This is a genomic window from Marinobacter sp. G5_S1_61_S3 (assembly GCF_054968585.1).
Genome location: NZ_JBQKUK010000001.1, coordinates 233,301 through 254,820, shown reverse-complemented (window position 1 = coordinate 254,820; position 21,520 = coordinate 233,301). Strand labels below are relative to the sequence as shown.

Sequence of the window (21,520 nt, the reverse complement as noted above, 5' to 3'; positions counted from 1 at the left end):
AAAAGCCCGGAGCACTGAGGCCCCGGGCTTTGGGATGCCGACTGCTCAGAAGTCGAGCTGATAACCAAGGGTGACGGTGCGGCCACGGCCCTGGAAATAGTACTCGTCACTCACCCGGGCAGACTGGGAGTAGTACGTGAAGTAGTCCTTATCCAGCAGGTTCTCGATGCCCAGGGAGAACTTCCCGGCACGGGTCCGGTAGGCCATAGAGCCATCCACCAACCCGTATCCGTCGAAGTCCAGGTCATCTCCTTCGATGTCCCGGTCCAGGAACTGGGTGAACTGAAGGTGGCTCGACAGCCTCTTCGTCCAGGCAGCTGACCAGCTCAGTTTCAGGGTTTCCGGCGCAATATTGATGCCGCTCAGCTCAGTGTCTACATCGCCATCACCGTCGGTGTCGGACTCACCATCCGCATAGGTGTATGAGAACGCCAGGTTATGCGCGTCGTTCAGGTCCGCATCGGCGGTGACTTCCACACCCTGGATCTCGGTTTTTTCCCGGTTGCCGACCCAGGTGCCGTTCACTTCCGTCAGGCGCTCACCAAAGTCGGAATCCGACTCGTAGTAACTCACCTCAAAGTGATAGCGGTCCCAGTCGAAACGGCCACCAATCTCACGGTTATCAGTGATGATCGGCTCCAGTACCAACAGATTATCAACGTCCTGCCCCGCGTCGCTGATTCCCCTCAGTACACGGCCAACATCTGGCATGCCGAAGCCCTCGGAATAGTTCGCAAACAGCTGCAACTGGTCCGTCGCCTGATAGACAACACCCGCATTGAACAGGGTTTCATTGAAGTCCGGATTGCCACCCTGGACGGTGACGTTATCCTGGGTGACATTGCTACGGTCGATGGTGTTGTAGGTGTCGACCTTAAGCTCCGCATGTTCATAGCGGACACCGGTGTGCAGGGTCAAACGGTTGGTGACCGCAACATCGCCCTGCAGGAAGGCTGCGTAGTTGCGGAACTGCGATTTGGGTACGTAGGTACGCCCGGTTTCCACCAGCGTCTGGCGGGTTTCATCCTGAAGAACATCCAGCCCCGTTGTCAGGGTCAGGTAATCGTTCAGCAGGCCGTCGCGGGTGAGGGTGAACTTGGCGCCCACCTTGTCGGATTCATTACGGGTCTGGTCGAGCTGATCGTTGCCGTTGGCGTCCACATAGGGGAAGAACGGCGTGGTGGCAAACCGGGCCCGGAAGGTCTGGCTGTATAGCTGGGTATCCACCTGGTTGCCCAGCCAATCGCCGTGCGAGTAAGAAAGGCGAGCGGTGGTGACTTCGTTCTCTCCCGGTTCACCATCAATGATGCCTGGACGTGCTGTTGTGGGTACTCCGTTGTCGCGGTCGCCGGGTACCGGTACGTAACCGCCTTTGCCTTCCAGTTGGAAGCGGTTGATGAAAAACTCCACGTTCTGGTCGTCATCCAGCCAGTAACCCAGCTTGGCCAATACGTCATAGCTTTCGGTGTTCTGGAGTTCACCGGGATAGGCCACCCCGATCAGGCGGTCCTCGCCATCGTAGAACACGCCGCGCTCCTGAATGTTCCCGCCCAGAAGATAGTCCCAGCGGCCCTGCTGACCGCTGATCCGGTAGCCCACTTTGTAACCCTGGCCATCGGAGTCCACGTTGTCGTCACTGGTCACGCTGGCCGACACAGACTGGGAAACCTCACCGCTGTCGGGCCTGCGAGTTACAAAATTGATGATGCCACCCGTCGCACCCAGGCCGTGCTCCGCACTGGCACCGTGGATTACTTCGATACGCTCGACCATATCCAGATCGATGGTGTAGCTGTCCCGCGCGCTGTCCCGCAGTGGATTGCTCTGCGGCACACCGTCCACCAGGAACAGGGGTGACCGGCCCCGGAAGGTTTCACCGGCGTTGGACAGTTTCTGACGGCCCGGAGAGTAGGAAGGAATCAGGTTGCTCAGCACCTGGCCGGGGTCATTGGAAATCGCCTGCTGTTGTTCGATCTGCTCGCGGGTAATGATGGTTGTCTTCTGCGGAGTCTCTCCCGCTGTGCTTTTGTTGCGGGTGGCCGTGATAACCAGGTCCGGTAACGCTTTGGCGTTGTCGCCGGATTGGGTATTGGACGAAGATTGCGCCAGTGCAGAACCGTGAACAGCCGCTATGGCCAGCGCCAGCAGCAGGGGACGTGACTCCGGAGTTTTCATAGACAAATCTCGAATGGTTAATGCATTTTGCCCGCACCCTTCAGGATGACAGACATTACCTCATGTTAACGAGGTGCAAATGCTAACAATTCTCATTGTCTAAATCAAAACCATCAGTTCTTACAACGAGAGGCGCTCGACGGCCAGCCGGGAAACGGCATTCAACTCTGCCCCGTCCGACGTTGCATAATCGCTGATCTGCTGTTTCATACTCCGGGCCCAGAACTTCCTGATGTGGGTGGCGACCACCTCCGCCGCCTCGCCCTCATCGCCATGATGGAGGTTGTTATCACTGATCTGGTTGATCATCTTGATCAGGTTCCGCAACTGCTGGTCACTCATGCTCGCGTTCCTCGGAAGGTTGGCCACTGTCGCCCCGATTGTAGATGACATGCCGCCCAGGGCGGGCGAACCCGATCAGGGTCATGCCGGCCGTTCGCGCTTCCCGGACCGCCAGTGCCGTGGCCGCAGAGACAGCCACCAGGCAACCGATACCGACACTGGCACTTTTCTGCACCATCTCGAAGCTGGCGCGACTGGAAACCAGTGCAAAGCCATCGTCGAAGGCCGACTCGCCCTTCTTGTGTATCCGTGCGCCGATCAGTTTATCGAGTGCGTTATGACGGCCGACATCTTCCCGAACCAGTTCGATGCGGCCCTGGCTATCGCACCAGGCTGCACCGTGGGTGGCGCCGGTCTGTTCCTGCAGGGGCTGGTAGTGCCGAAGGCTGCTCAGAGCGCGCTGAACGTCTTCATCATCCGGTATCGGGCGAAGCGGCACGCGTGGGATCGCCCGGACCGCATGGGCCAGGGATTCGGTGCCGCATAGCCCGCAGCCGGTTCGTCCGGTCATATTCCGTCGCTGTTGGCGCAAACGGGCAAAACAGTCGCCGGCGATGTGCATCTCGATAGCGATGCCCTCGTCGACGGCATGTACGTTCAGGTTAAACAACTGCCCGAGGCTGTCGATAATGCCTTCGGTCAGACTGAAACCCAGTGCAAAATCCTCCAGATCACAAGGCGATGCCATCATTACCGCATGGGATATGCCGTTATAAACCATCGCCACCGGCACCTCTTCGGCGACACTATCCTGACCGGGGGCGCCCTCAATACCGCCATGAACCTCCACCGGGAGGTCACAGGACGCTGGCGCACCCTTCTCAGGGTCCGGCCCCATCACTGGCATGACTGCCAGCTCCGGGTTATTTGAGTGCCGCGGCATCGGGTTGCTCCATATGGCTGGCCGACGGTTCCAACAACCCTTGCTGGCGCTGGTCAAACTGCTCGAAGTGGCGTTGCCATTCTGACGGCTGCGAGACCTTCTCCACCTGCACCGCAGTCACCTTGTATTCCGGGCAGTTGGTGGCCCAGTCAGAGCTGTCGGTGGTGATCACATTGGCACCGCTGCCCGGGTGGTGGAAGGTGGTGTACACCACCCCCGGCAACATGCGATCACTGATTCTTGCCCGCAGGACCGTCTGGCCCACACGGCTGGTGATGCCCAGCCAGTCGCCCTCGCGGATGCCCCTGAGTTCGGCATCGCTGGGATGAACTTCCAGTACATCCTCCTGATGCCACTGGCTGTTCTCGGTGCGTCGGGTCTGGGCACCGACATTGTACTGGCTCAGGATGCGACCGGTGGTCAGCAACAGCGGGAACTTGCGATTGGTTTTTTCCTCGCTGGCAACATACTCGGTGACCGCAAACTTGCCCTTGCCGATCGGGAAATCGAGGGTGTGCATGGTGGGCGTGCCGTCGGGATGCTCGTCGTTACAGGGCCACTGGATGCTGCCCAGTTCGTCCAACTTGTCGTAACTGACACCGGTAAACGTCGGCGTCAACCGGGCGATCTCATCCATGATTTCGGACGGATGACGGTACTGCATCGGATAGCCCAGCGCGTTCGACAACGCCATGGTGACTTCCCAGTCCTCCATGCCCGCCACCGGCGCCATCACTTTACGCACCCGGTTAATACGGCGCTCGGCGTTGGTGAAGGTGCCGTTCTTTTCCAGGAACGTGGAACCCGGCAGCAGCACATGGGCGTACTTGGCGGTTTCGTTGAGGAAGATGTCCTGCACGATCAGGCAATCCAGCGAACTGAGCGCCGCCTCCACATGCTGGGTATTGGGATCGGACTGGGCAATGTCCTCGCCCTGCACATACATGGCCTTGAAGCTGCCGGCGATGGCGGCATCAAACATGTTGGGAATCCGCAGGCCCGGCTCATCGTCAATGGCCACATTCCAGGCCTCCTGAAACCTGGCTCGAACGGCCGGGTCGCCCACATGCTGATAGCCCGGCAGTTCGTGGGGGAAGGAGCCCATGTCGCAGGAACCCTGAACGTTGTTCTGGCCCCGTAACGGATTCACGCCAACGCCTTCACGGCCGATGTTGCCGGTGGCCATGGCCAGGTTGGCTATGCCCATCACCATGGTCGAACCCTGGCTGTGCTCGGTGACCCCGAGGCCGTAATAGATGGCGCCATTACCCGCTTCGCCATAGGCTCGTGCGGCCTGGCGTACCAGGTCCGCCGACACCCCGGTGACCGCTTCCAGGGCTTCCGGAGAGTTGCGCTCCTCGGCGATAAACTCACGCCACTGGTTGTAGTGTTTCGGGTCACAACGGCTTTCGATAAACGCCTTGTCTTCCAGGCCTTCCGTTACGACAACGTGGGCCAGGGCGTTGATCATCGCCACGTTGGTGCCCGGGCGTAGCGGCAGGTGAATGCCTTCGGTGCCGTGGGGTGTTTTCAGCAGGTCGATGCGGCGTGGATCAATCACAATCAGCTTCGCGCCCTGGCGCAGCCGCTTGCGCATCTGGGAGGCGAACACCGGGTGGGCGTCGGTGGGGTTGGCACCGATTACGATCATGGTGTCAGCCTTCATCACCGAGTCAAAGGTCTGGGTCCCGGCGGACTCGCCCATGGTGGTCTTCAGACCAAAGCCGGTGGGTGAATGACAGACCCGCGCACAGGTATCGGTGTTGTTGTTGCCGAACGCGGCGCGGATCAGCTTCTGCACCAGATAGGTTTCCTCGTTGGTACAGCGTGAGGAGGTGATGCCACCGATGCTCTCCCGGCCGTATTTCGCCTGGGTGTCCTTGAGCTTCTTCGCGGAGAATTCGATGGCCTCATCCCAGGACACGACTTTCCAGGGGTCGTTGATCGACTCCCGGATCATTGGCTCCTTGATGCGGTCCTTGTGGGTAGCATAGCCGAAGGCAAAACGGCCTTTCACACAGGAATGCCCGTGGTTGGCGTCACCCCCCTTGTAGGGCACCATTCGCACCAGCTGGTCGCCCTTCATTTCCGCCTTGAACGAGCAGCCCACGCCGCAATAAGCGCAGGTGGTGACCACACTGTGCTCGGGCTGGCCGGCATCAATCACGCTCTTTTCCATCAATGTGGAGGTGGGGCAGGCCTGCACGCAGGCGCCGCAGGACACGCACTCGGAATCCATGAACGGATCGTTCTGGCCCGCAGATACCTTGGAGTCGAAGCCGCGGCCTTCAATGGTCAGCGCAAAGGTACCCTGCACTTCCTCACAAGCGCGCACGCAGCGGGAGCAGACAATGCACTTGCTGGGGTCGAAGCTGAAGTAGGGGTTGGAATCGTCCACTTCCACGTCCAGGTGGTTCTCGCCCTCAAAACCGTAGCGCACTTCCCGCAAACCCACGGCGCCGGCCACGTCCTGCAGTTCACAGTCGCCGTTGGCCGGGCAGGTCAGGCAGTCCAGCGGGTGGTCGGAAATATACAGCTCCATGATGTTGCGCCGGAGCTTGGCCAGCTTGCCGTTCTGGGTAGTGACGGCCATGCCCTCGGACACCGGCGTGGTACAGGAGGCCGGATAGCCGCGGCGGCCCTCGATCTCCACCGCGCACAGGCGACAGGAACCGAAGGCTTCGAGGTTGTCCGATGCGCACAGCTTGGGAATGTTGATACCCGCCAGGGTGGCTGCCCGCAGCACCGAAGTGCCTTCGGGCACTGCGATATCGGTGCCGTCAATGGACAGGCTAACCAGGGTTTCGGAGGTGCTGGGCGGCGTACCATAGTCGATATCGGGGTTCAGGCCGCCTGTACCTCGGTTAAAAGTGCCCGGATCAAAATATTGCAACATCGTTATTGCCTCCACTCGCGTCGGTCAGGCCGTCAGGTCGTCCGGGAAATGTGTCATCACGCTCTGTACCGGGAACGGGGTCATGCCCCCCATTGCACACAGGGACCCGTCGACCATGGTCTCGCACAGCTCTTCCAGCAGAACCAGATTGGCCTCACGGTTCTCACCGGCGCGTATCCGGTCAATCACTTCCACACCACGCACCGATCCGATCCGGCAGGGCGTGCATTTGCCGCAGGACTCCACGGTGCAGAACTCCATGGCGAACCGGGCCTGCTCTCCCATGTCCACGGTGTCGTCAAACACCACCACGCCGCCATGGCCGATACCCGCGCCAAGCTGGCCGAAGGCCTCGTAATCCATGGGCGTGTTCCACTGACTTTCCGGCATATACGCCATCAGCGGGCCGCCCACCTGGACCGCTTTCATGGGGCGGCCCGAGAAGGTGCCGCCACCGAAATCTTCGAGGATCTCCCGCAAACTAACGCCAAAAGCCAGTTCGATCAGGCCGCCCTGGCGGATGTTGCCCGCCAACTGGATCGGCAGGGTGCCCCGTGATTTCCCCATACCGTAGTCCGCATAAGCATGGCTACCCTGAGCCAGAATGAACGGTACGGCGGCAAACGACAGTACGTTATTGACCACGGTGGGCTGGCCGAACAGCCCTTTGATCGCGGGCAGGGGCGGCTTTGCTCGAACCAGGCCGCGCTTGCCCTCCAGGCTTTCCAACAGCGAGGTCTCCTCACCACAGATGTAGGCGCCCGCCGCCAGCCGCACTTCCAGATCGAAGGCACGACCGCTGCCCCGAACATCCTGGCCCAGATAGCCTTCGGCTTCGGCACGACGGATCGCTTCATTCAGAATGCGGTGCGCCACCGGGTATTCCGACCGCAGATAGATGAATCCCTGGGTCGCCCCAACCGCCAGCCCGGCAATGGTCATGCCTTCGATCAGCATGTAAGGGTCACATTCCATGGCGAGCCGGTCTGCGAAGGTGCCGGAATCACCCTCATCGGCGTTGCAGACGACGTACTTCTGCTGCTGCCAGGGCTCATCGTGTACGGTCTGCCACTTGATACCGGTGGGAAAGGCTGCGCCACCCCGACCACGGAGGCCGGAGGCTTTGACCTCGTCGACAATGCCCTGGGGCTCCACGCTGATCGCCGTTTCCAGGCCGTCAAAGCCGCCATGATCACGATAGTCGGTAATCGACAGCGGATCGGTGATGCCAATACGGGAAAAAGTCAGGCGTTGCTGGCGTTTCAGGTAGGGAATATCGGCCACCGGGCCAAGAAACAGAGGATGGCCGGACGCACCATCGAACAACCCGGCCTCCACCAGCCCCTGAACGTCATCCGGTTCCACCGGGCCATAGCCGATCCGGCCGCTGGCCGTCTCGACTTCCACCATAGGTTCAAGCCAGAACAACCCTCGGGAACCGTTACGAACCAGTTCAATAGCCACACCCTGAACTCTGGCATGGTGTTCTATCAGTCTCGCCACGTTATCCGCCCCCATGGACAGGGCGGTGGTATCGCAGGGCACGTAGATTCTGGTTGCCATCATCGATGCTCCCGTGATTACCGGATGTCCAGCGCGGACGTGGTGAGCTTGTCCGCCAGGCGATCAAACTTCTGCGGCGTCATGCGGCCGTGGATATCGTCATTCACGCGGATGGAAGGGGCACAGGCGCAGTTGCCCAGGCAGTAGACAGGCTCCAGGGTAAACTCGTTGTCGGCTGAGGTGCCGTGATAGTCCACCCCCAGGCGGTCCTTGATATGCGCTTCAAGCATGCGCCCACCCATGGCCTGACAGGCCTCGGCGCGACACACGTGAATCACCTTGCTGCCCACCGGATGAGTGCGGAAATGGTGGTAGAAACTGATCACACCATGGACTTCGGCACGGGTCTGCTGCAGCGCCTCAGCGATGATGGCCACGGCGCCCTCAGGGATGTAACCAATCCGGTTCTGGACGGCGTGCAGGATGGGGAGCAGGGCGCCAGGCTTGTGTTTCAGGGCGTCCATTTCCGCCCGGACCATGTCAGGTGTCCAGTCGCGGGCGTAAGCCATGGCGCCGAGTGATTGCTGATTCACCTCTGACATATGCATACTTGTTCCTATTATTTCTTGTTCTGTTACAGTATCTGAACAGTAATAGCCATACGCTACCACTCCATCATCGCCGACGGAATATGAATAGGAATGCATAAGAAAAGGCTGTCTATTTCCCCTACCTGGGTCTTCCGAACCGATAACGGTGAGCTGTTCGAGCCGGTATTATTCCGCCTGCTCGAAACGATCCGCGACAGTGGCAAACTGACCGCGGCGGCAGAGGCGGCCGGCGTGTCTTACCGCCACGCCTGGAACTTGCTCAATCGCAGTTCCGATGTTTTCGGAATGCCACTGGTGATCATGCGCAAGGGGCACGGCACCGAGCTGTCCGCCCTGGGCGAGAAATTGCTGTGGGCAGATCAGCGGGTCAAAGCCCGGCTCGGGCCTCAGATCGACAGCATGGCGTCCGAATTTAACGACCAGATCCAGCAACTGCTGGCCGGTGAGCACCCGGTCCTTCGTCTTCACGCCAGTCATGGGTATGCCGTGGCCCTGCTCCCGGAGTTCTCAGACCGCGTTGAAGTCAACCTCCAATACCGCAACCCCGAAGAGGCACTGACCGCCCTCAATCGCGGCGAATGCGACCTGGCAAGCTTTCACTTTCCCACCTGCCCGGAACGGGCCCGGGAAATCATGGCCCATTACCAGCATCAACTGGCCGGCAAACGATTCCGGCTGATTCGTTTTGTCACCCGGCGCGAAGGCCTGATGATGCGCAAGGACGCCCCGGTGAAGGTCCATAACCTGTCGGAGCTGGCCGCTTCCGGGCTCCGATTTATCGGCCGTGACCGCCATTCCGGCACCCGCATCCTGTTCAACCTTCTGCTACGTCAGGCGGGTCTCACTGAAAAGAGCATCAACCGCTCGCCTCAGCACGAGTTCACACACACTGCCGTCGCTGCCTTTGTCGCGTCGGGAATGGCGGATGTAGGCTTCGGCGTGGAAGCGGCGGCCAGCCAGTTCAACCTTGATTTCGTGGAAATGGCCAGCGAGCACTACCTCCTGCTCTGCCATGAAGAGCGGCTGGGGCAGGACAACCTGTCGCACCTGATTGAGCTGATGCGCTCGCAGGCCTTTATCGATCGGATCGAACACCTTCCCGGCTATGAGCCGGACAGTCCGGGAACCATCACTACCTTTGAACAGTTACTCGCAGGCACAGGCTGAACCGAGTCGAAAATCCCCTTAAATGGTCTCGCATAAAAAAGCCGGACGTCGGTCACCCGACATTCCGGCTTTCTTGCGGATGGCGCCAGCCTGTGGCTGCTCAGTCTTTACGTAAATCCGGATTCAGCGTGTAGGTACCGGTCACCCGGGCGCTGGCCAGAACGTGACCTGCCATGGCTTCACGAACTGCGGCACCATCGAACTCACCATCCAGCCCCAGAGTTTCAACATCCAGCGCGTGCACTTCGTAGTGGTAATGATGGAGGATCTCATCGTTCCAGGGCGGACAGGGACCATCGTAACCGGCATAGGTTCCTGCCATGTCGGGATTGCCAGCCAGGAACTGGGTGTAGTTGTTCACGCCACGAATACCGATCGGGCCCGGACCGGGCTCCTTTCCCTTGGGAATCACACCATCGCTGTCCTCGCCCTCGGGGATGCGGGACGTGGCGGCCGGCACGTCCACCAGCAGCCAGTGGAAGAAATCCACCCGGGGAATGTCCTTCGACACGGTTTTGCCTTCCTGATTGACGTCGTCCGCCACGCTGGGCACGTCCGGGTCAAACATCATCACCACGAAACTCCTGGTGCCCTCCGGCGCGTCCTCCCAGACCAGTTCCGGGTTGCGGTTGGGGCCAAAGCTCATGTGGTCCTGTTCGCTGTAGACACCAAACGCGAATTTCTCCGGCACCGGCTGGCCTTCTTCAATACCTCGAACCTTGATTTTCACAGTCCTGTTCTCCTGTACCCTTGATGGTTTTGCTTACCTGATAGCACGGTTTTAACAGTGGCGTTGTGGGTCTGTCCAGATCCATACCGTACCCAAGTCCAATTCTTGGCTGGCTCCAGGCGTGTTACGGTTGCTCAAGATTCGCTATGAAACCAGAGGAAAACCATGAGCCACGACAAGCCAACCAGGCCCCAGAACCCCGACAATCAACAGGACGAAGACGCCATTGCTTTCGCCCAGGGGTTGTTCGAACTGGCCCGGAATGGTGGTGCCGGCCCCCTCAGCGTGATGCTCAACGCCGGCGTACCCGTGGACATCCGCACCAACACCGGTGACAGCCTGCTGATGCTCGCCTGCAGCAACGGCCACAAAGACACCGCGCGCCTGCTGCTGGAACAGGGTGCCGACCCCAACCTGGCCAACGACCAGCTACAAACGCCCCTGGCCAGCGCGGTGTATCAGGGCAATACCGACATTGTAGACCTGCTGCTGACCTCCGGCGCCGACGTCGACCATCGCCCGGCAGGCGCCAAAACACCGCTGATGGTCGCCGCCATGTTCAATCGGGTGGATATGATTGGGCGTTTGCTGGAAGCAGGCGCGGATAACTCGTTGAAAGATGAGGATGGGCAAACGGCAGAGGATCTGGCCCGGACCATGGAAGCGAACGAGGCTATCGGGGCGTTGTCGTCGTAGCGGCAGAATCACGAACAAAACGCCTCAGCGTGACTTCGACCGTCACCGCCAGGGTTTCGAGTGTCTCGGCACGAACCCGCCCCTCCGCAGGCGCCCGGTAAAAATGCGGCGTCATCGCCAGCAGATCGGCAATCGCCTCCTGGCTTTCCAGGGTCAGTGAATAACGAATCGTCTCTGTCCCCAGACTCAAAAAACCTTCAGGCACGTCAACAGCTGGCGGCTTTTCGGGTTTGAGCGACGGATAGATAATCTCCCGCAGTTCCCGCAGGTGATCGGGGCCAGCGTCGGCCTGGATCAGGATGCCGCCGGGTTTGAGCACACGGGCAAATTCGCTGTAGACGGGAAAGCCGAACAGGCAGAGTACGCGGTCCAGGGTGCCAGGCAATACCGGCAGGTTGGCATTGCTGCCCACCACCCAGCGCGGGCGCTTGTCCTGTTTGGCGGCGGCCAGGGTGGCCCATTTGGAGATATCCAAGCCCATCAGCGAGAACGACGCTTCCGGGTTTTCCGCCACCAGTTGCCGCAGGTAGTAGCCCTCACCGCACCCTGCGTCCAGACAGGCCAGCCTGGTGTCGCTGGCATTGCCGGGCATCACAGCTTTGCTGACGGCCTCGGCAACCGGCCGGTAGTAACCGGCGTTGAGGAAACGCTGTCGAGCCGCCACCATCTCCTTGCTATCACCCGGGTCCAGCGAACGCTTCTTCTGTACCGGCAGCAGATGCAGGTAGCCCTGGCGGGCGACATCGAAACTGTGGCCAGCCGGGCACTGCCAGCAAGTACCAGAATTGCTGAGAGGGTCACCATCCAGCGGGCAGGCGAGGGCGTTGAACGCGTCCGTGCTCATGGGCAGGAAACCTCCGGAGTTACCATCCGGCTTGAGAACCAGCGGGCAAATGCCCAGAATAACGACGCAGCGATCAGACAAGGGACGCCACCGTGAAGGGCGAGATTATCCATTACACCCGGGACGCACTCGGTGGCATTCTGGTGGTCGACTATCGCAAACATCGGGTGATGACCTTTGATTCGGTGTTTGAGCAAAGCAAGATAGATCGCCGCAGGCCCCATCTTCCCGTTCATGAGTACAGCCGCGCCATGCTGTTGCCAGTTGCCTTTGCACAGCCCGCACACGCCACGATTCTTGGCCTCGGCGGCGGCGTGATGGCCAGTGCGCTGTTGCACCTGCTGCCTGACTGCCAGGTACACGCGGTGGAATTGCGGCCCCGGGTGCTGGAGGTGGCCCGCGAATACTTCAGCCTGCCGCATTCCGACAACCTGACAATGACCATCGGCGATGCCAGGGACGCCCTCGGCAAAGCGCCGGACGGTAGCAGCGACCTCATCCTGGCCGACATGTACAACTCCGACCGCATGAGCCCGGCCCAGGCCCAGCGGCAGTTTATCAGACAATGCAGCCGGGTACTTGGCGACGACGGCTGGCTCGCCATCAATTATCACCGCACGCCGGACATCAATGGTCCGTTGTTCCACCAGCTGCGCGCGGGGTTTGCAGTCCTCCTGCTGTTCAAGAGTAAAACCAACAACACGGTGATCTTCGCCAGCAAGCGCCCCTTTGAAGCCCTGCACACCAAAGACCCCACCCTGGTGGCGCTGGAAAACCGCCTGCCTATCGACTGGCGACGTTTAATGGGGCGGGTGATTCGCCTGAACTGATCGACCTCTGCTTTCCTTCTCAGCCTCCATTTCTCCTCACAAAGTAGCACCTGCCCGGCCCGGAGGTCGCATTGTGCCCGCATGGCAAATCTCTAGCATGGATCTGACCAACAACAAGAAATCGATGGAGAGAGACCATGCCCTTGCGGCTATTGCTGCTGTTGGTCCTAGCCTGTTTTCCCCTGGCGACGTATGGCGCCCTGGACGATGAGAAGCAGACGTTAATCCAGGAACTATTCCCCAAGGCCACAGACATTCGTGACCGGTTGCCGGACTACCCGGTGTACCCGGTGTATCAGCTTCAGGAGCTGATAGGCTACGCCTACGAATCCCGCGATATCAGTCCACTCCAGGGCTTTGCCGGGAAACCCGTCAGCATGTTGATCGGGCTCGACAGCCGCGGCCGCTTTACCGGCATTCGCATTCTCAACCATCACGAACCGGTGTTTCTTCATGGACTTGGCGAAGAGCCACTGTTCGAGTTCATCGACCAGTACGAGGGCCGCTCCCTCACCGAACAGATTGTTATTGACACGTCAGGCTCTCGCAGCGGCAAAAGCCCGGACGGCAACGTGGTGCATTTCGACGGCGTGAGTAAGGCCACGGTGTCCGTGCTGATCATCAACGACACGGTTCTTTCCTCGGCCCTCAAGGTGGCTCGAAAGAAGCTCGCCGGATTTACTCAGGAAGCGCCTACCCGGGCGAAAACCGATCTCTACCAACCGCTGTCGTGGGCGCAACTGTTCGAACGGGGGTACATCGGCCACTGGCGTATCAGCTCTGCGGCGATCGAACAGAAACTGGGCTCGCCCCTGGTGGATTATCCCGAGGCGTCGCAACCTGACCCTGGCGAGCCTTTCGCCGAGCTGTTTTTCGGCTACATCAACGCACCAATGGTGGGCCGCAATCTGTTGGGCGACGAAGGTTTCCAGCGGCTGAAAGAAAAGACGGGGCCAGACGCCCAGATACTGGCCGTCATGTCCCGCGGACTTTACCCACACCTACCGGATGACTTCACCCCAGGAAGCTCACCGGATCGCCTGGGATTGCAGCAAAATAGTCTGTCGCTGGACATTCGCGATATCAACGTGTTCGACCAGAACATACAGATCAACGCCGACGGCATGCCGGAGTTCGCCCGGACAACCCTGTTCCGGGTCGGCGGCAACGCAGGCTTCAATCCCGGTGCCGAAGCGACTCTGAAGCTGGGCGTCACATTGCGGAAGAATCACCTGGTTGCCGACAGCACCGAGCTGGAGATCCCGATGGCCTTTGCGCAGGAGCTGTTCGAAGCCGTCGAGGTGACACCTCGGCCAGAAGACAATCGCCAACCGGTGTGGATCGGGCTATGGAAGGAACGCTGGTTGACCATTTCCCTGTTGGTCCTCAGTCTCACCCTGTTGACGGTGTTCTTCGCCCGCCAGCGCACCCTGAGCCAATATCCGAAACTGGTGCATCGGTTCCGCTGGGGCTTTCTGTTCTTCACCCTGTTCTTTATCGGCTTCTATGCTCAGGGTCAGCTTTCGGTGGTGAATATCTACACCCTGTTCCTGGCCATCTGGGACGGTTTTTCACTCAACGTATTCCTGATGGACCCGGTGCTGTTTATCCTGTGGACCTACACCTTTATCAGCCTGTTTGTCTGGGGGCGCGGGCTGTTCTGTGGCTGGCTATGCCCCTTTGGCGCGTTGCAGGAGATGTCGGCCTGGTTGGGCGAGAAACTGAAGTTCCGCCAGGTGAAAGTACCGGAAAAATGGCATCGGCGGCTGATTCTATTGAAGTACCCGATACTCCTGGTGCTGGTGGGAACGGCGTTCTATTCACTGGAACTGGCGGAGAAGCTGGTGGAAGTGGAACCGTTCAAAACCGGCATCACGCTCATCTTCGTGCGTTATTGGCCGTTCGTGGCCTATGCCGTTGGCCTGCTGGTGGTGGGCATGTTCATCCACAAGTTCTACTGCCGCTACCTTTGCCCGCTCGGGGCCGGCCTGGCGGTTCTGGGCAAGCTGCGCCTGTTCAGTTGGCTCGACCGGGTGGAGCTGTGCGGCAAGCCTTGCCAGCACTGCAAGAACAGTTGCGGAATCAATGCGATCCATAAAGATGGCCGGATTGACTACAACGAATGCATCCAGTGCCTGGAGTGCGTGGTGATTCTGAAAGACCAGAGCCAATGCGTGGACAAGGTGCTGGAGAAGAAACGCCAGCGCCAGGCGCAAATACTGGCAACGGATGCGGGCTGAACCGCACCCGTAGCGTCAGGGAATCGTTCCGTTACTTCTTCTTTTCCCAGGCAAACTTCTGGAATGGCTCGTCAACCGGCGTTTCCGCAATGTGGTTGATGTAGTTGCTCATGACTTTCTGGGACAGCACCAGGATCACTTCCAGTACCTGACGATGCTTGTAGCCAGCACCATAGAACGCATCCAGGTCTTCCTTACCGACATTGCCTTTCTTGTGCATGACAGCCAGCGTGAACGTCCTCAGGGCTTCAAGCTTGTCACTGGGCAGTGGCGTCTCGTCGCGCAACGCGTTGATGATGTCGTCCGACACTTCCATCATCTTGGCGATTCCGGTGTGCGCCGGTACGCAGTAATGGCAGGCATTCTCTACGTTGATGGTCTGCCAGACAACGGTTTTCTCATCATTGTCAAAACTGCTTTCCAGCACCAACCGGTGCAAGGTCTGATAACCCTCAAGAGTTCCTGGTGCTTCTGCCATGATCCCGTGCAAACTGGGAATCATGCCAAAGCCCTTGACTGAATTTTCCAGAAGCGGTTTTGATTTTTCGGGCGCCGATTCGACATCGTGGATGGTGAAATCCGTCATAACACTCTCCTTTCGGTTAATATTGAGCGTTCATTCAATTACAGACCCACGGTAACTGTTTTTGAGCGATCACTCAAGTTATCATTACGAGGAATTAAATCACCCGTCGTTGGCAGGTACCCATGGCCAGAAACGCTCGTTACGATCGACAAATCGCGCTAGACAAAGCAATGAACCTGTTTTGGGAGCGGGGCTATGCCGGCGCTTCCATGAAGCAGATTGAGCAGGCTCTGGACATGCGCCCTGGCAGCATTTATGCAACCTTTGGCAGCAAGGATGGACTGTTCAGCGAAGCGCTGGCTGCCTATGCACAGAGAAGCGGGCTGGAACTGCGCGAGCACCTGGCTGGAAGTCCGTCGGTGATGGACGGGCTGCAGGAGCACCTTCGTTGCATCGCACGACAGGCCAGCCCCGGCGGCGAGTCGCCATCCCGCGCCTGCATGGTCGTTAAAACCCTGCTCGAAGCCAGTAACACCAATACGGCCATTGCAAACCAGGCGAACTCGATCCTGAGCGCTATTGAGCAGGCCCTGACTGAACTTCTGGAGCAGTCGAAACGCCAGGGCGAGCTGGCACCAGGAACCCATTGTGCCCGGCTGGCAAGACTGCTTCAGGCACAGATCATTGGCCTCCGGTCTTTTGCCCAGCGGGAGATCAGCTCTGAACAGGTCGCTGAGCTTGCCGAAGACATGGCAGCCATGCTCGATCACTATCGTGCCCGCCACTAGGCCCCGCCCGCTCAGGGCCTGCCCCGGATATAGGTACTAACGGCGAATTGTCCCTGTCACAACAGTGCGTTAGCATTACCGCTCTGTGTCGTTGCCTTCCCCAGTGAGGACAGCCAAGGGTTTTTGACGAGAGTTCTTGGCTATCTTCACTTCAGGAACCCTTGTCATGGATAATCTGCATCACATCGTCGTCGTAGGCGGCGGCGCGGGCGGTCTTGAGCTGGCCACCCGCCTCGGTAACAAACTCGGAAAGAAACGCAAAGCCCGTATCACCCTGGTCGACGCCGGCCTGACCCACGTCTGGAAACCCCTGCTTCACGAAGTGGCCTCCGGCTCGCTTGATGCCAACGCCAACGAAATCAACTACCGGGCCCACGCACGCAAGCATCACTATGAATTCCAGCTCGGGCGCATGAACGGCCTGGATCACAACGCCAGGGAAGTGATCATCGCGCCATTCCACGATGAGGACGGCGGCGAAGTCGTGCCGGAACGCCGCATCGGTTATGACACCCTGGTGATTGCCGTGGGCAGTACAGCGAACGACTTCGGAACCCCCGGCGCCCAGGATCATTGCCTGTTCCTGGACAGCCTCAACCAGGCCCGGCGTTTCCACAACCTGATGCTTAACGCATTTTTGCGTAAGAACCACGATGCCCAATCCGGCAATGGCCATGAACTGCCCATCACCATCATTGGCGCCGGCGCAACCGGCGTTGAACTGGCAGCGGAACTGCGACTGGCTTCCAGGGAACTGCCCATATACGGTATGAATCACCTGCGGCCGGAGGATGTATCCATTACCGTTGTCGAAGCCGCTGACCGCATTCTGCCGGCGCTGCCGGCCCGGCTCTCCGAGGCTGCAACCCGCGAACTGGATCACCAGAATGTCAGGGTGATGACTGGCGAACCCGTCAGCGAAGTCCGCGATGGCGTGGTGGTGCTCAAAGACGGCACGGAAATCGCCTCGGAGATGACCATCTGGGCCGCCGGCATCAAGGCGCCTGCGTTCCTGGCAACACTGGACGGCCTGGAAACGAACCGTGGCAACCAGATCAAGGTGAAGCAAACCCTGGAGGCCACCACGGCTCCGGACATCTTTGCCTTTGGCGATTGCGCGGAGTGCCCCCAGCCCCAGTCAGAACGGCCCGTACCACCGCGTGCTCAATCCGCGCACCAGCAGGCGGACACTCTTTTCAAGACCCTGTGTCATCGACTGGAAGGCCGTGAGGCGGTTCCGTTTGTCTACAACGACCATGGTTCGCTGATCAATTTCAGCCGCTACACCACCGTGGGGAACCTGATGGGGAATCTCTCCGGTCGCAGTATGTACATCGAGGGCAAAGTCGCGCGCCTGTTTTACCTGTCGCTCTACCGCATGCACCAGGTCGCGCTGCACGGCGTCGTTCGAACCGGAATCATCTGGTTGATGGACCGGATAAGCCGGGCCATGCACCCGCGCCTGAAACTGCACTGATCCGCTCGTGACCCTGCTATCATCGAGACATATTCCCAGGCCGGAGCAGGAATGGATCCGCTAGTTACTCTGATCGGCGCTCTGATGCTGGTCATCAGCATCATGCTCAGCCCGCTGTCCAGCAGGCTGGGCATGCCGGTACTGCTGATTTTTCTCGTGGTGGGCATGATCATGGGGGAAGACGGTCCCGGTGGCATCCTCTTCGACGACTTCGAGCTGGCGTTCCTGATTGCCAACCTGGCACTCGGCGTGATCCTGCTGGATGGCGGCATGCGCACCCGGGCAGAAACCTTTCGTGTCGGTCTCCGCCCGGCATTGGTCCTCGCTTCCGTTGGCGTATTCCTGACCGCCTCCGGGGCCGGCCTGGTGGCCTGGTGGGTGTTCGACATGCACTGGCTGACAGCACTGCTGATTGGCGCCATTATCTCCTCCACCGATGCAGCGGCAGTGTTTTCACTGCTTCAGGGGCGCGGCCTTCATTTGAACGAACGGGTCAGTGCAACCCTGGAAATCGAGTCCGGCAGCAACGACCCGATGGCGATTTTCCTGACCCTGATGCTGGTCACCATGATTGAGGCAGGCGGAACATCCGAAGGCTGGATGGCGCTGATGATGCTGGTGAAGCAATTCGGCATTGGCGGTGCGGTAGGCGTCGCCGGTGGTTTCATCGTGGTGGAACTGGCCAACCGGGTTCGGCTGACCCCGTCGCTATACCCTTTGCTGGTGGTGGCCGCCGGCATCATGGTGTTCTCCGGCACCAACGCGCTCGGAGGCAGCGGTTTCCTGGCGATCTATCTGGCCGGTGTGGTGGTTGGCAACCGCCCGGTTCGAATGATGCCGATGATTCTCCAGGTTCACGATGGCCTGGCCTGGCTGGCCCAGCTATGCCTGTTCCTGATGCTGGGGTTGTTGGTCACGCCCTCGGAACTGTTGCCTCTCGCCGGGGGCGGTCTGGTCCTGGCGCTGGCGCTGATTTTCCTGATCCGGCCGCTGACGGTGATGGCGACACTCTGGCCGTTCGGCTTTAATCAACGCGAGCTGGGCTTTATCAGCTGGGTTGGTTTGCGAGGCGCCGTGCCCATTGTGCTGGCGTTATTCCCGATCATCGCCGGGCTGCCGGAGGCGCAGCTCATCTTCCATGTCGCCTTCTTCATCGTACTGGTGTCGCTGGTGGTTCAGGGGACCACCATGGCGCCACTGGCCAGGAAGCTGCGACTGGAAGTCCCCGCCGGTGAAGATCCCTACCGCCGCCTGCCCCTCGATGTCCCGGCCGCCGGGGATCACGAACTGATGCTGTTTCCGCTCCGGGGCGGCGCCTGGGAGTCACCCAGACCCCTGGGCCAGCTCCGGTTACCGGACAACACGGCCATTGCTGGCGTTTTCCGCAAACGGACGTGTTATCAGCCAAGCCCGGATATGGAAGTCGCCAGCGGCGATGTACTGGCAATGTTTGCAACGCCAGCGATGCTGTCCGAGCTGGGCAAAGCCCTCAGCGGTCGCCATGCCCCCAAATACCTCGCCGAGCGCGCCTTCTTTGGCGACTTCGTGCTCAATGGCGATGCTCTGCTGGGGGATGTCGAGCAGGTCTACGGCATCGAGTTTGACCAGCTGCCCCCAGAATTGTCCCTGGCGGAGTGCTTTGCACGGCGCACCAAAGGGCATCCGGTGGTGGGCGACAAGGTGGTACTGGGCCCCGTTACCCTGGTCGCAAGGGCAACCGAGGCCGACCGGGTGACGAAGGTAGGCCTGAAAATGGACAACCAATAAAAATCTTTAACAAAAACACTCAAAACCCTGGTTCGATTAACAAAAGTCCTGTGCTATAAAGTGTACAAAGATTAATCATTGACTCCTTATGCTACTGAAAATGTCGATTTCACTCTCCGGCACCGGCCGGTCCTCAGTTGCCATTGCCAGCTTTCTGGCCTTTGCTTTCTCGTTGTTGCTGGCGCCCCTATCCCCGCTATCGGCATCGGAGCTGCCGATGGGTGCCATGGATGAAACGCCGGAAGTCAGCGAGGTTCTGGTTCGTAAGGAAGAGCGCAGGCTTTACCTGCTGTCCGGTGACCAGGTGGTGCGCAGCTACCGTATCGGGCTGGGCGACAACCCCTCGGGGCACAAGCTCTACGAAGGGGATAAGCGCACCCCCGAAGGTAAATATGTGCTGGATTGGCGTAACTCCAACAGCGATTTCTACAAATCCATCCACATTTCCTATCCCAATGCTGAAGACCGCGAGCAGGCTTCTGCCTGGGGGCTCGATCCCGGCGGTAGCATCATGATTCATGGTTTGCCAAACGAGGCCGGTGATATGGCATTCGCTTTCCTCGGATTGGACTGGACCGATGGTTGCATCGCCGTCAGTAACGAGGAAATGGACGAAATCTGGCAATTGGTGGCTGATGGTACGCCAATACGGATTGTCCCCTGACACTGATCCAATCCCCGCTTCATGCGTAGATTCTTGCTGCAATATTAAGTTGTTGTCATAACCTAGGAACTTTTACGTATCCTTAGTTAACATTTCTGTCTAGACTGATTTACACTGTTTGACGATGTCGTTGGCCAAGCGCTAACGACCCCGTTTTGACAGAATGTCTGCACCAACGACTTCTGGAACGCAGGAAATAAAACGACCAATAAGGGGATATACAATGCGTAAACTGACGATCGCAGGGTTTGCACTGGCCACCGCACTGACCGCAGGTTGTGCGACAACCGACCAGGGCGCTCTCGACGAAGCAAATGCAACCGCTTCTTCCGCCGAGCAAACCGCTGAAAATGCACTGAACACCGCTAACAGCGCTTCCAGCGCTGCACGCTCCGCTCAGCGCACTGCTGACGAAGCACTGGCTGCCGCCAAGGCTGCCCAGAAGGCTGCTAACGAAGCCAACGAGCGCGCCAAGCGTATGCTCGAGCGTGCCAGCCAGAAGTAAGGCTGTTACGTAAAAAAAAGGCCGGGATTCGTCCCGGCCTTTTTTGTGGGCGCCTGGTAGCACTCATCAGGATTCGTCGTTATCGCTCTTCGGCTTCTGTGGTGAGGGCGTTTTGCTCATAAAGGCAGACATCATTTCCATCGGCAGCGGGAACACAATCGTGGAACTGTTGTTGGTGCTCATATCCGCCAGGGTTTGCATGTAGCGCAGCTGCATTGCTCCAGAGTTGGCGGACATAACTTCGGCCGCTTCAACCAGCTTTTTCGATGCCTGCAATTCACCCTCCGCGTGAATCACCTTGGCACGACGCTCCCGCTCTGCCTCCGCCTGACGGGCAATGGCACGAATCATCGACTCGTTCAGGTCCACGTGCTTGATTTCAACGTTGGCGACCTTGATGCCCCATTCCTCGGTCTGGGCGTCGATAATACTCTGGATATCCGAATTCAGCTTGTCACGCTCTGAGAGCATTTCATCGAGATCATGCTTACCCAGTACCGAACGCAACGTCGTCTGGGCCAGTTGACTGGTAGCAGAGCCGAAATCCTCGACCCGTATAATCGCACGCTCAGGGTCGACCACCCGGAAATACAGCACGGCATTGACCCGCACGGTCACGTTGTCTTTCGAGATAACGTCCTGGCTCGGCACGTCCAACGCAATAACACGCAAATCCACGCGGGTTATCTGTTGGATACCTGGGATTACGATGATCAGGCCAGGCCCTTTGACACCCTGAAAGCGCCCCAGGAAGAAAACCACGCCACGCTCGTATTCCGGCAGAATCTTGATCGCCGACCCAAGAATCAGCAGGAGCACCACCGTGGGTGCGATATAGGGAATCAGGTCTGTGATGTTCATAAGGCCTCCTTCGTT

The 21,520-nt window shown here is 59.2% G+C and carries 19 protein-coding genes; 9 read left to right on the top strand and 10 right to left on the bottom strand.

What is annotated here, in order from left to right:
- Positions 1-45 precede the first annotated feature (45 nt).
- The 6 genes from ACTRWH_RS01085 to ACTRWH_RS01060 form a co-directional block, all read right to left on the bottom strand.
- Entirely contained in the window at positions 46-2,175 is a 2,130-nt protein-coding gene (locus ACTRWH_RS01085; RefSeq protein WP_136633941.1) for a TonB-dependent receptor, read from the bottom strand.
- 120 nt (positions 2,176-2,295) lie between these two features.
- The gene (locus tag ACTRWH_RS01080; protein WP_075196346.1) at positions 2,296-2,517 is read right to left on the bottom strand and encodes a formate dehydrogenase subunit delta; all 222 of its coding nucleotides are present in this window, start codon (positions 2,515-2,517) and stop codon (positions 2,296-2,298) included.
- Entirely contained in the window at positions 2,510-3,400 is an 891-nt protein-coding gene (gene fdhD / locus ACTRWH_RS01075; protein ID WP_085678117.1) for a formate dehydrogenase accessory sulfurtransferase FdhD, read from the bottom strand. Before fdhD ends, ACTRWH_RS01080 begins: the two co-directional genes overlap by 8 nt.
- Complete coding sequence (fdhF, locus tag ACTRWH_RS01070; protein ID WP_305936326.1) at positions 3,381-6,296, bottom strand: formate dehydrogenase subunit alpha; 2,916 nt, start codon at positions 6,294-6,296, stop codon at positions 3,381-3,383. Before fdhF ends, fdhD begins: the two co-directional genes overlap by 20 nt.
- Positions 6,297-6,320: 24 nt before the next feature.
- Entirely contained in the window at positions 6,321-7,859 is a 1,539-nt protein-coding gene (locus tag ACTRWH_RS01065; protein WP_462825803.1) for an NADH-ubiquinone oxidoreductase-F iron-sulfur binding region domain-containing protein, read from the bottom strand.
- A gap of 17 nt (positions 7,860-7,876) precedes the next feature.
- A complete protein-coding gene (locus ACTRWH_RS01060; RefSeq protein ID WP_036207823.1) occupies positions 7,877-8,368 on the bottom strand; it encodes a formate dehydrogenase subunit gamma in 492 nt (163 codons plus the stop codon).
- 132 nt (positions 8,369-8,500) lie between these two features.
- Here ACTRWH_RS01060 and ACTRWH_RS01055 point away from each other — a divergent pair, with 132 nt between their 5' ends.
- Positions 8,501-9,577, top strand: a complete 1,077-nt coding sequence (locus tag ACTRWH_RS01055; protein WP_462825775.1) for a substrate-binding domain-containing protein — start codon at positions 8,501-8,503, stop codon at positions 9,575-9,577.
- A gap of 100 nt (positions 9,578-9,677) precedes the next feature.
- Here the strand turns inward: ACTRWH_RS01055 and ACTRWH_RS01050 are convergent, their stop codons facing one another.
- A complete protein-coding gene (locus tag ACTRWH_RS01050; protein WP_036207624.1) occupies positions 9,678-10,307 on the bottom strand; it encodes a YbhB/YbcL family Raf kinase inhibitor-like protein in 630 nt (209 codons plus the stop codon).
- A 165-nt stretch (positions 10,308-10,472) separates the two neighbouring features.
- On the opposite strand from ACTRWH_RS01050, the gene ACTRWH_RS01045 reads away from it, so the two are divergent.
- Complete coding sequence (locus ACTRWH_RS01045; protein WP_462825774.1) at positions 10,473-11,003, top strand: ankyrin repeat domain-containing protein; 531 nt, start codon at positions 10,473-10,475, stop codon at positions 11,001-11,003.
- On the opposite strand, the gene ACTRWH_RS01040 is transcribed toward ACTRWH_RS01045, so the two are convergent.
- On the bottom strand, positions 10,981-11,928 hold the full coding sequence (locus ACTRWH_RS01040) for a putative RNA methyltransferase (RefSeq protein ID WP_227517828.1): 948 nt from the start codon (positions 11,926-11,928) through the stop codon (positions 10,981-10,983). The two genes, ACTRWH_RS01045 and ACTRWH_RS01040, sit on opposite strands and share 23 nt — an antisense overlap.
- Positions 11,929-11,939: 11 nt before the next feature.
- On the opposite strand from ACTRWH_RS01040, the gene ACTRWH_RS01035 reads away from it, so the two are divergent.
- Together ACTRWH_RS01035 and ACTRWH_RS01030 are read left to right on the top strand one after the other, a co-directional pair.
- Positions 11,940-12,677, top strand: a complete 738-nt coding sequence (locus ACTRWH_RS01035; RefSeq protein WP_199446841.1) for a spermidine synthase — start codon at positions 11,940-11,942, stop codon at positions 12,675-12,677.
- Positions 12,678-12,814: 137 nt separating this feature from the next.
- Positions 12,815-14,917 carry a 4Fe-4S binding protein gene (locus tag ACTRWH_RS01030; RefSeq protein ID WP_462825773.1) on the top strand — a complete coding sequence of 701 codons (2,103 nt, stop codon included), beginning with the start codon at positions 12,815-12,817 and terminating at the stop codon, positions 14,915-14,917.
- Positions 14,918-14,948: 31 nt separating this feature from the next.
- Here ACTRWH_RS01030 and ACTRWH_RS01025 read toward each other — a convergent pair whose 3' ends face one another.
- On the bottom strand, positions 14,949-15,503 hold the full coding sequence (locus ACTRWH_RS01025) for a carboxymuconolactone decarboxylase family protein (protein WP_075196353.1): 555 nt from the start codon (positions 15,501-15,503) through the stop codon (positions 14,949-14,951).
- Positions 15,504-15,625: 122 nt separating this feature from the next.
- Here ACTRWH_RS01025 and ACTRWH_RS01020 point away from each other — a divergent pair, with 122 nt between their 5' ends.
- The 5 genes from ACTRWH_RS01020 (at position 15,626) to ACTRWH_RS01000 (ending at position 20,644) form a co-directional block, all read left to right on the top strand.
- Positions 15,626-16,231 (top strand): TetR/AcrR family transcriptional regulator, encoded by a 606-nt coding sequence (locus ACTRWH_RS01020; protein WP_085678130.1) that lies wholly within the window; start codon positions 15,626-15,628, stop codon positions 16,229-16,231.
- Between the two features lie 166 nt (positions 16,232-16,397).
- Positions 16,398-17,708 carry an NAD(P)/FAD-dependent oxidoreductase gene (locus ACTRWH_RS01015; RefSeq protein ID WP_036207642.1) on the top strand — a complete coding sequence of 437 codons (1,311 nt, stop codon included), beginning with the start codon at positions 16,398-16,400 and terminating at the stop codon, positions 17,706-17,708.
- 51 nt (positions 17,709-17,759) lie between these two features.
- Positions 17,760-19,475 (top strand): potassium/proton antiporter, encoded by a 1,716-nt coding sequence (locus tag ACTRWH_RS01010; RefSeq protein WP_462825772.1) that lies wholly within the window; start codon positions 17,760-17,762, stop codon positions 19,473-19,475.
- Between the two features lie 217 nt (positions 19,476-19,692).
- Positions 19,693-20,139, top strand: a complete 447-nt coding sequence (locus tag ACTRWH_RS01005; protein ID WP_226910032.1) for a L,D-transpeptidase family protein — start codon at positions 19,693-19,695, stop codon at positions 20,137-20,139.
- Between the two features lie 223 nt (positions 20,140-20,362).
- The gene (locus tag ACTRWH_RS01000) at positions 20,363-20,644 is read left to right on the top strand and encodes an Lpp/OprI family alanine-zipper lipoprotein (RefSeq protein WP_007154661.1); all 282 of its coding nucleotides are present in this window, start codon (positions 20,363-20,365) and stop codon (positions 20,642-20,644) included.
- A gap of 66 nt (positions 20,645-20,710) precedes the next feature.
- Here the strand turns inward: ACTRWH_RS01000 and ACTRWH_RS00995 are convergent, their stop codons facing one another.
- Positions 20,711-21,505: a slipin family protein gene (locus ACTRWH_RS00995; protein WP_041332783.1), complete on the bottom strand. Its 795-nt coding sequence runs from the start codon at positions 21,503-21,505 to the stop codon at positions 20,711-20,713.
- Positions 21,506-21,520: the final 15 nt, after the last annotated feature.

Excerpts from the sequence above, each read along its gene's own strand:
- ACTRWH_RS01085 (WP_136633941.1), bottom strand. The coding sequence starts at position 2,175 with ATGAAAACTCCGGAGTCACGTCCCCTGCTGCTGGCGCTGGCCATAGCG.
- ACTRWH_RS01080 (WP_075196346.1), bottom strand. The coding sequence starts at position 2,517 with ATGAGTGACCAGCAGTTGCGGAACCTGATCAAGATGATCAACCAGATC.
- fdhD (WP_085678117.1), bottom strand. The coding sequence starts at position 3,400 with ATGCCGCGGCACTCAAATAACCCGGAGCTGGCAGTCATGCCAGTGATG.
- fdhF (WP_305936326.1), bottom strand. The coding sequence starts at position 6,296 with ATGTTGCAATATTTTGATCCGGGCACTTTTAACCGAGGTACAGGCGGC.
- ACTRWH_RS01065 (WP_462825803.1), bottom strand. The coding sequence starts at position 7,859 with ATGGCAACCAGAATCTACGTGCCCTGCGATACCACCGCCCTGTCCATG.
- ACTRWH_RS01060 (WP_036207823.1), bottom strand. The coding sequence starts at position 8,368 with ATGGCTTACGCCCGCGACTGGACACCTGACATGGTCCGGGCGGAAATG.
- ACTRWH_RS01055 (WP_462825775.1), top strand. The coding sequence starts at position 8,501 with ATGCATAAGAAAAGGCTGTCTATTTCCCCTACCTGGGTCTTCCGAACC.
- ACTRWH_RS01045 (WP_462825774.1), top strand. The coding sequence starts at position 10,473 with ATGAGCCACGACAAGCCAACCAGGCCCCAGAACCCCGACAATCAACAG.
- ACTRWH_RS01030 (WP_462825773.1), top strand. The coding sequence starts at position 12,815 with ATGCCCTTGCGGCTATTGCTGCTGTTGGTCCTAGCCTGTTTTCCCCTG.
- ACTRWH_RS01025 (WP_075196353.1), bottom strand. The coding sequence starts at position 15,503 with ATGACGGATTTCACCATCCACGATGTCGAATCGGCGCCCGAAAAATCA.
- ACTRWH_RS01020 (WP_085678130.1), top strand. The coding sequence starts at position 15,626 with ATGGCCAGAAACGCTCGTTACGATCGACAAATCGCGCTAGACAAAGCA.
- ACTRWH_RS01015 (WP_036207642.1), top strand. The coding sequence starts at position 16,398 with ATGGATAATCTGCATCACATCGTCGTCGTAGGCGGCGGCGCGGGCGGT.
- ACTRWH_RS01010 (WP_462825772.1), top strand. The coding sequence starts at position 17,760 with ATGGATCCGCTAGTTACTCTGATCGGCGCTCTGATGCTGGTCATCAGC.
- ACTRWH_RS01005 (WP_226910032.1), top strand. The coding sequence starts at position 19,693 with ATGGGTGCCATGGATGAAACGCCGGAAGTCAGCGAGGTTCTGGTTCGT.
- ACTRWH_RS01000 (WP_007154661.1), top strand. The coding sequence starts at position 20,363 with ATGCGTAAACTGACGATCGCAGGGTTTGCACTGGCCACCGCACTGACC.
- ACTRWH_RS00995 (WP_041332783.1), bottom strand. The coding sequence starts at position 21,505 with ATGAACATCACAGACCTGATTCCCTATATCGCACCCACGGTGGTGCTC.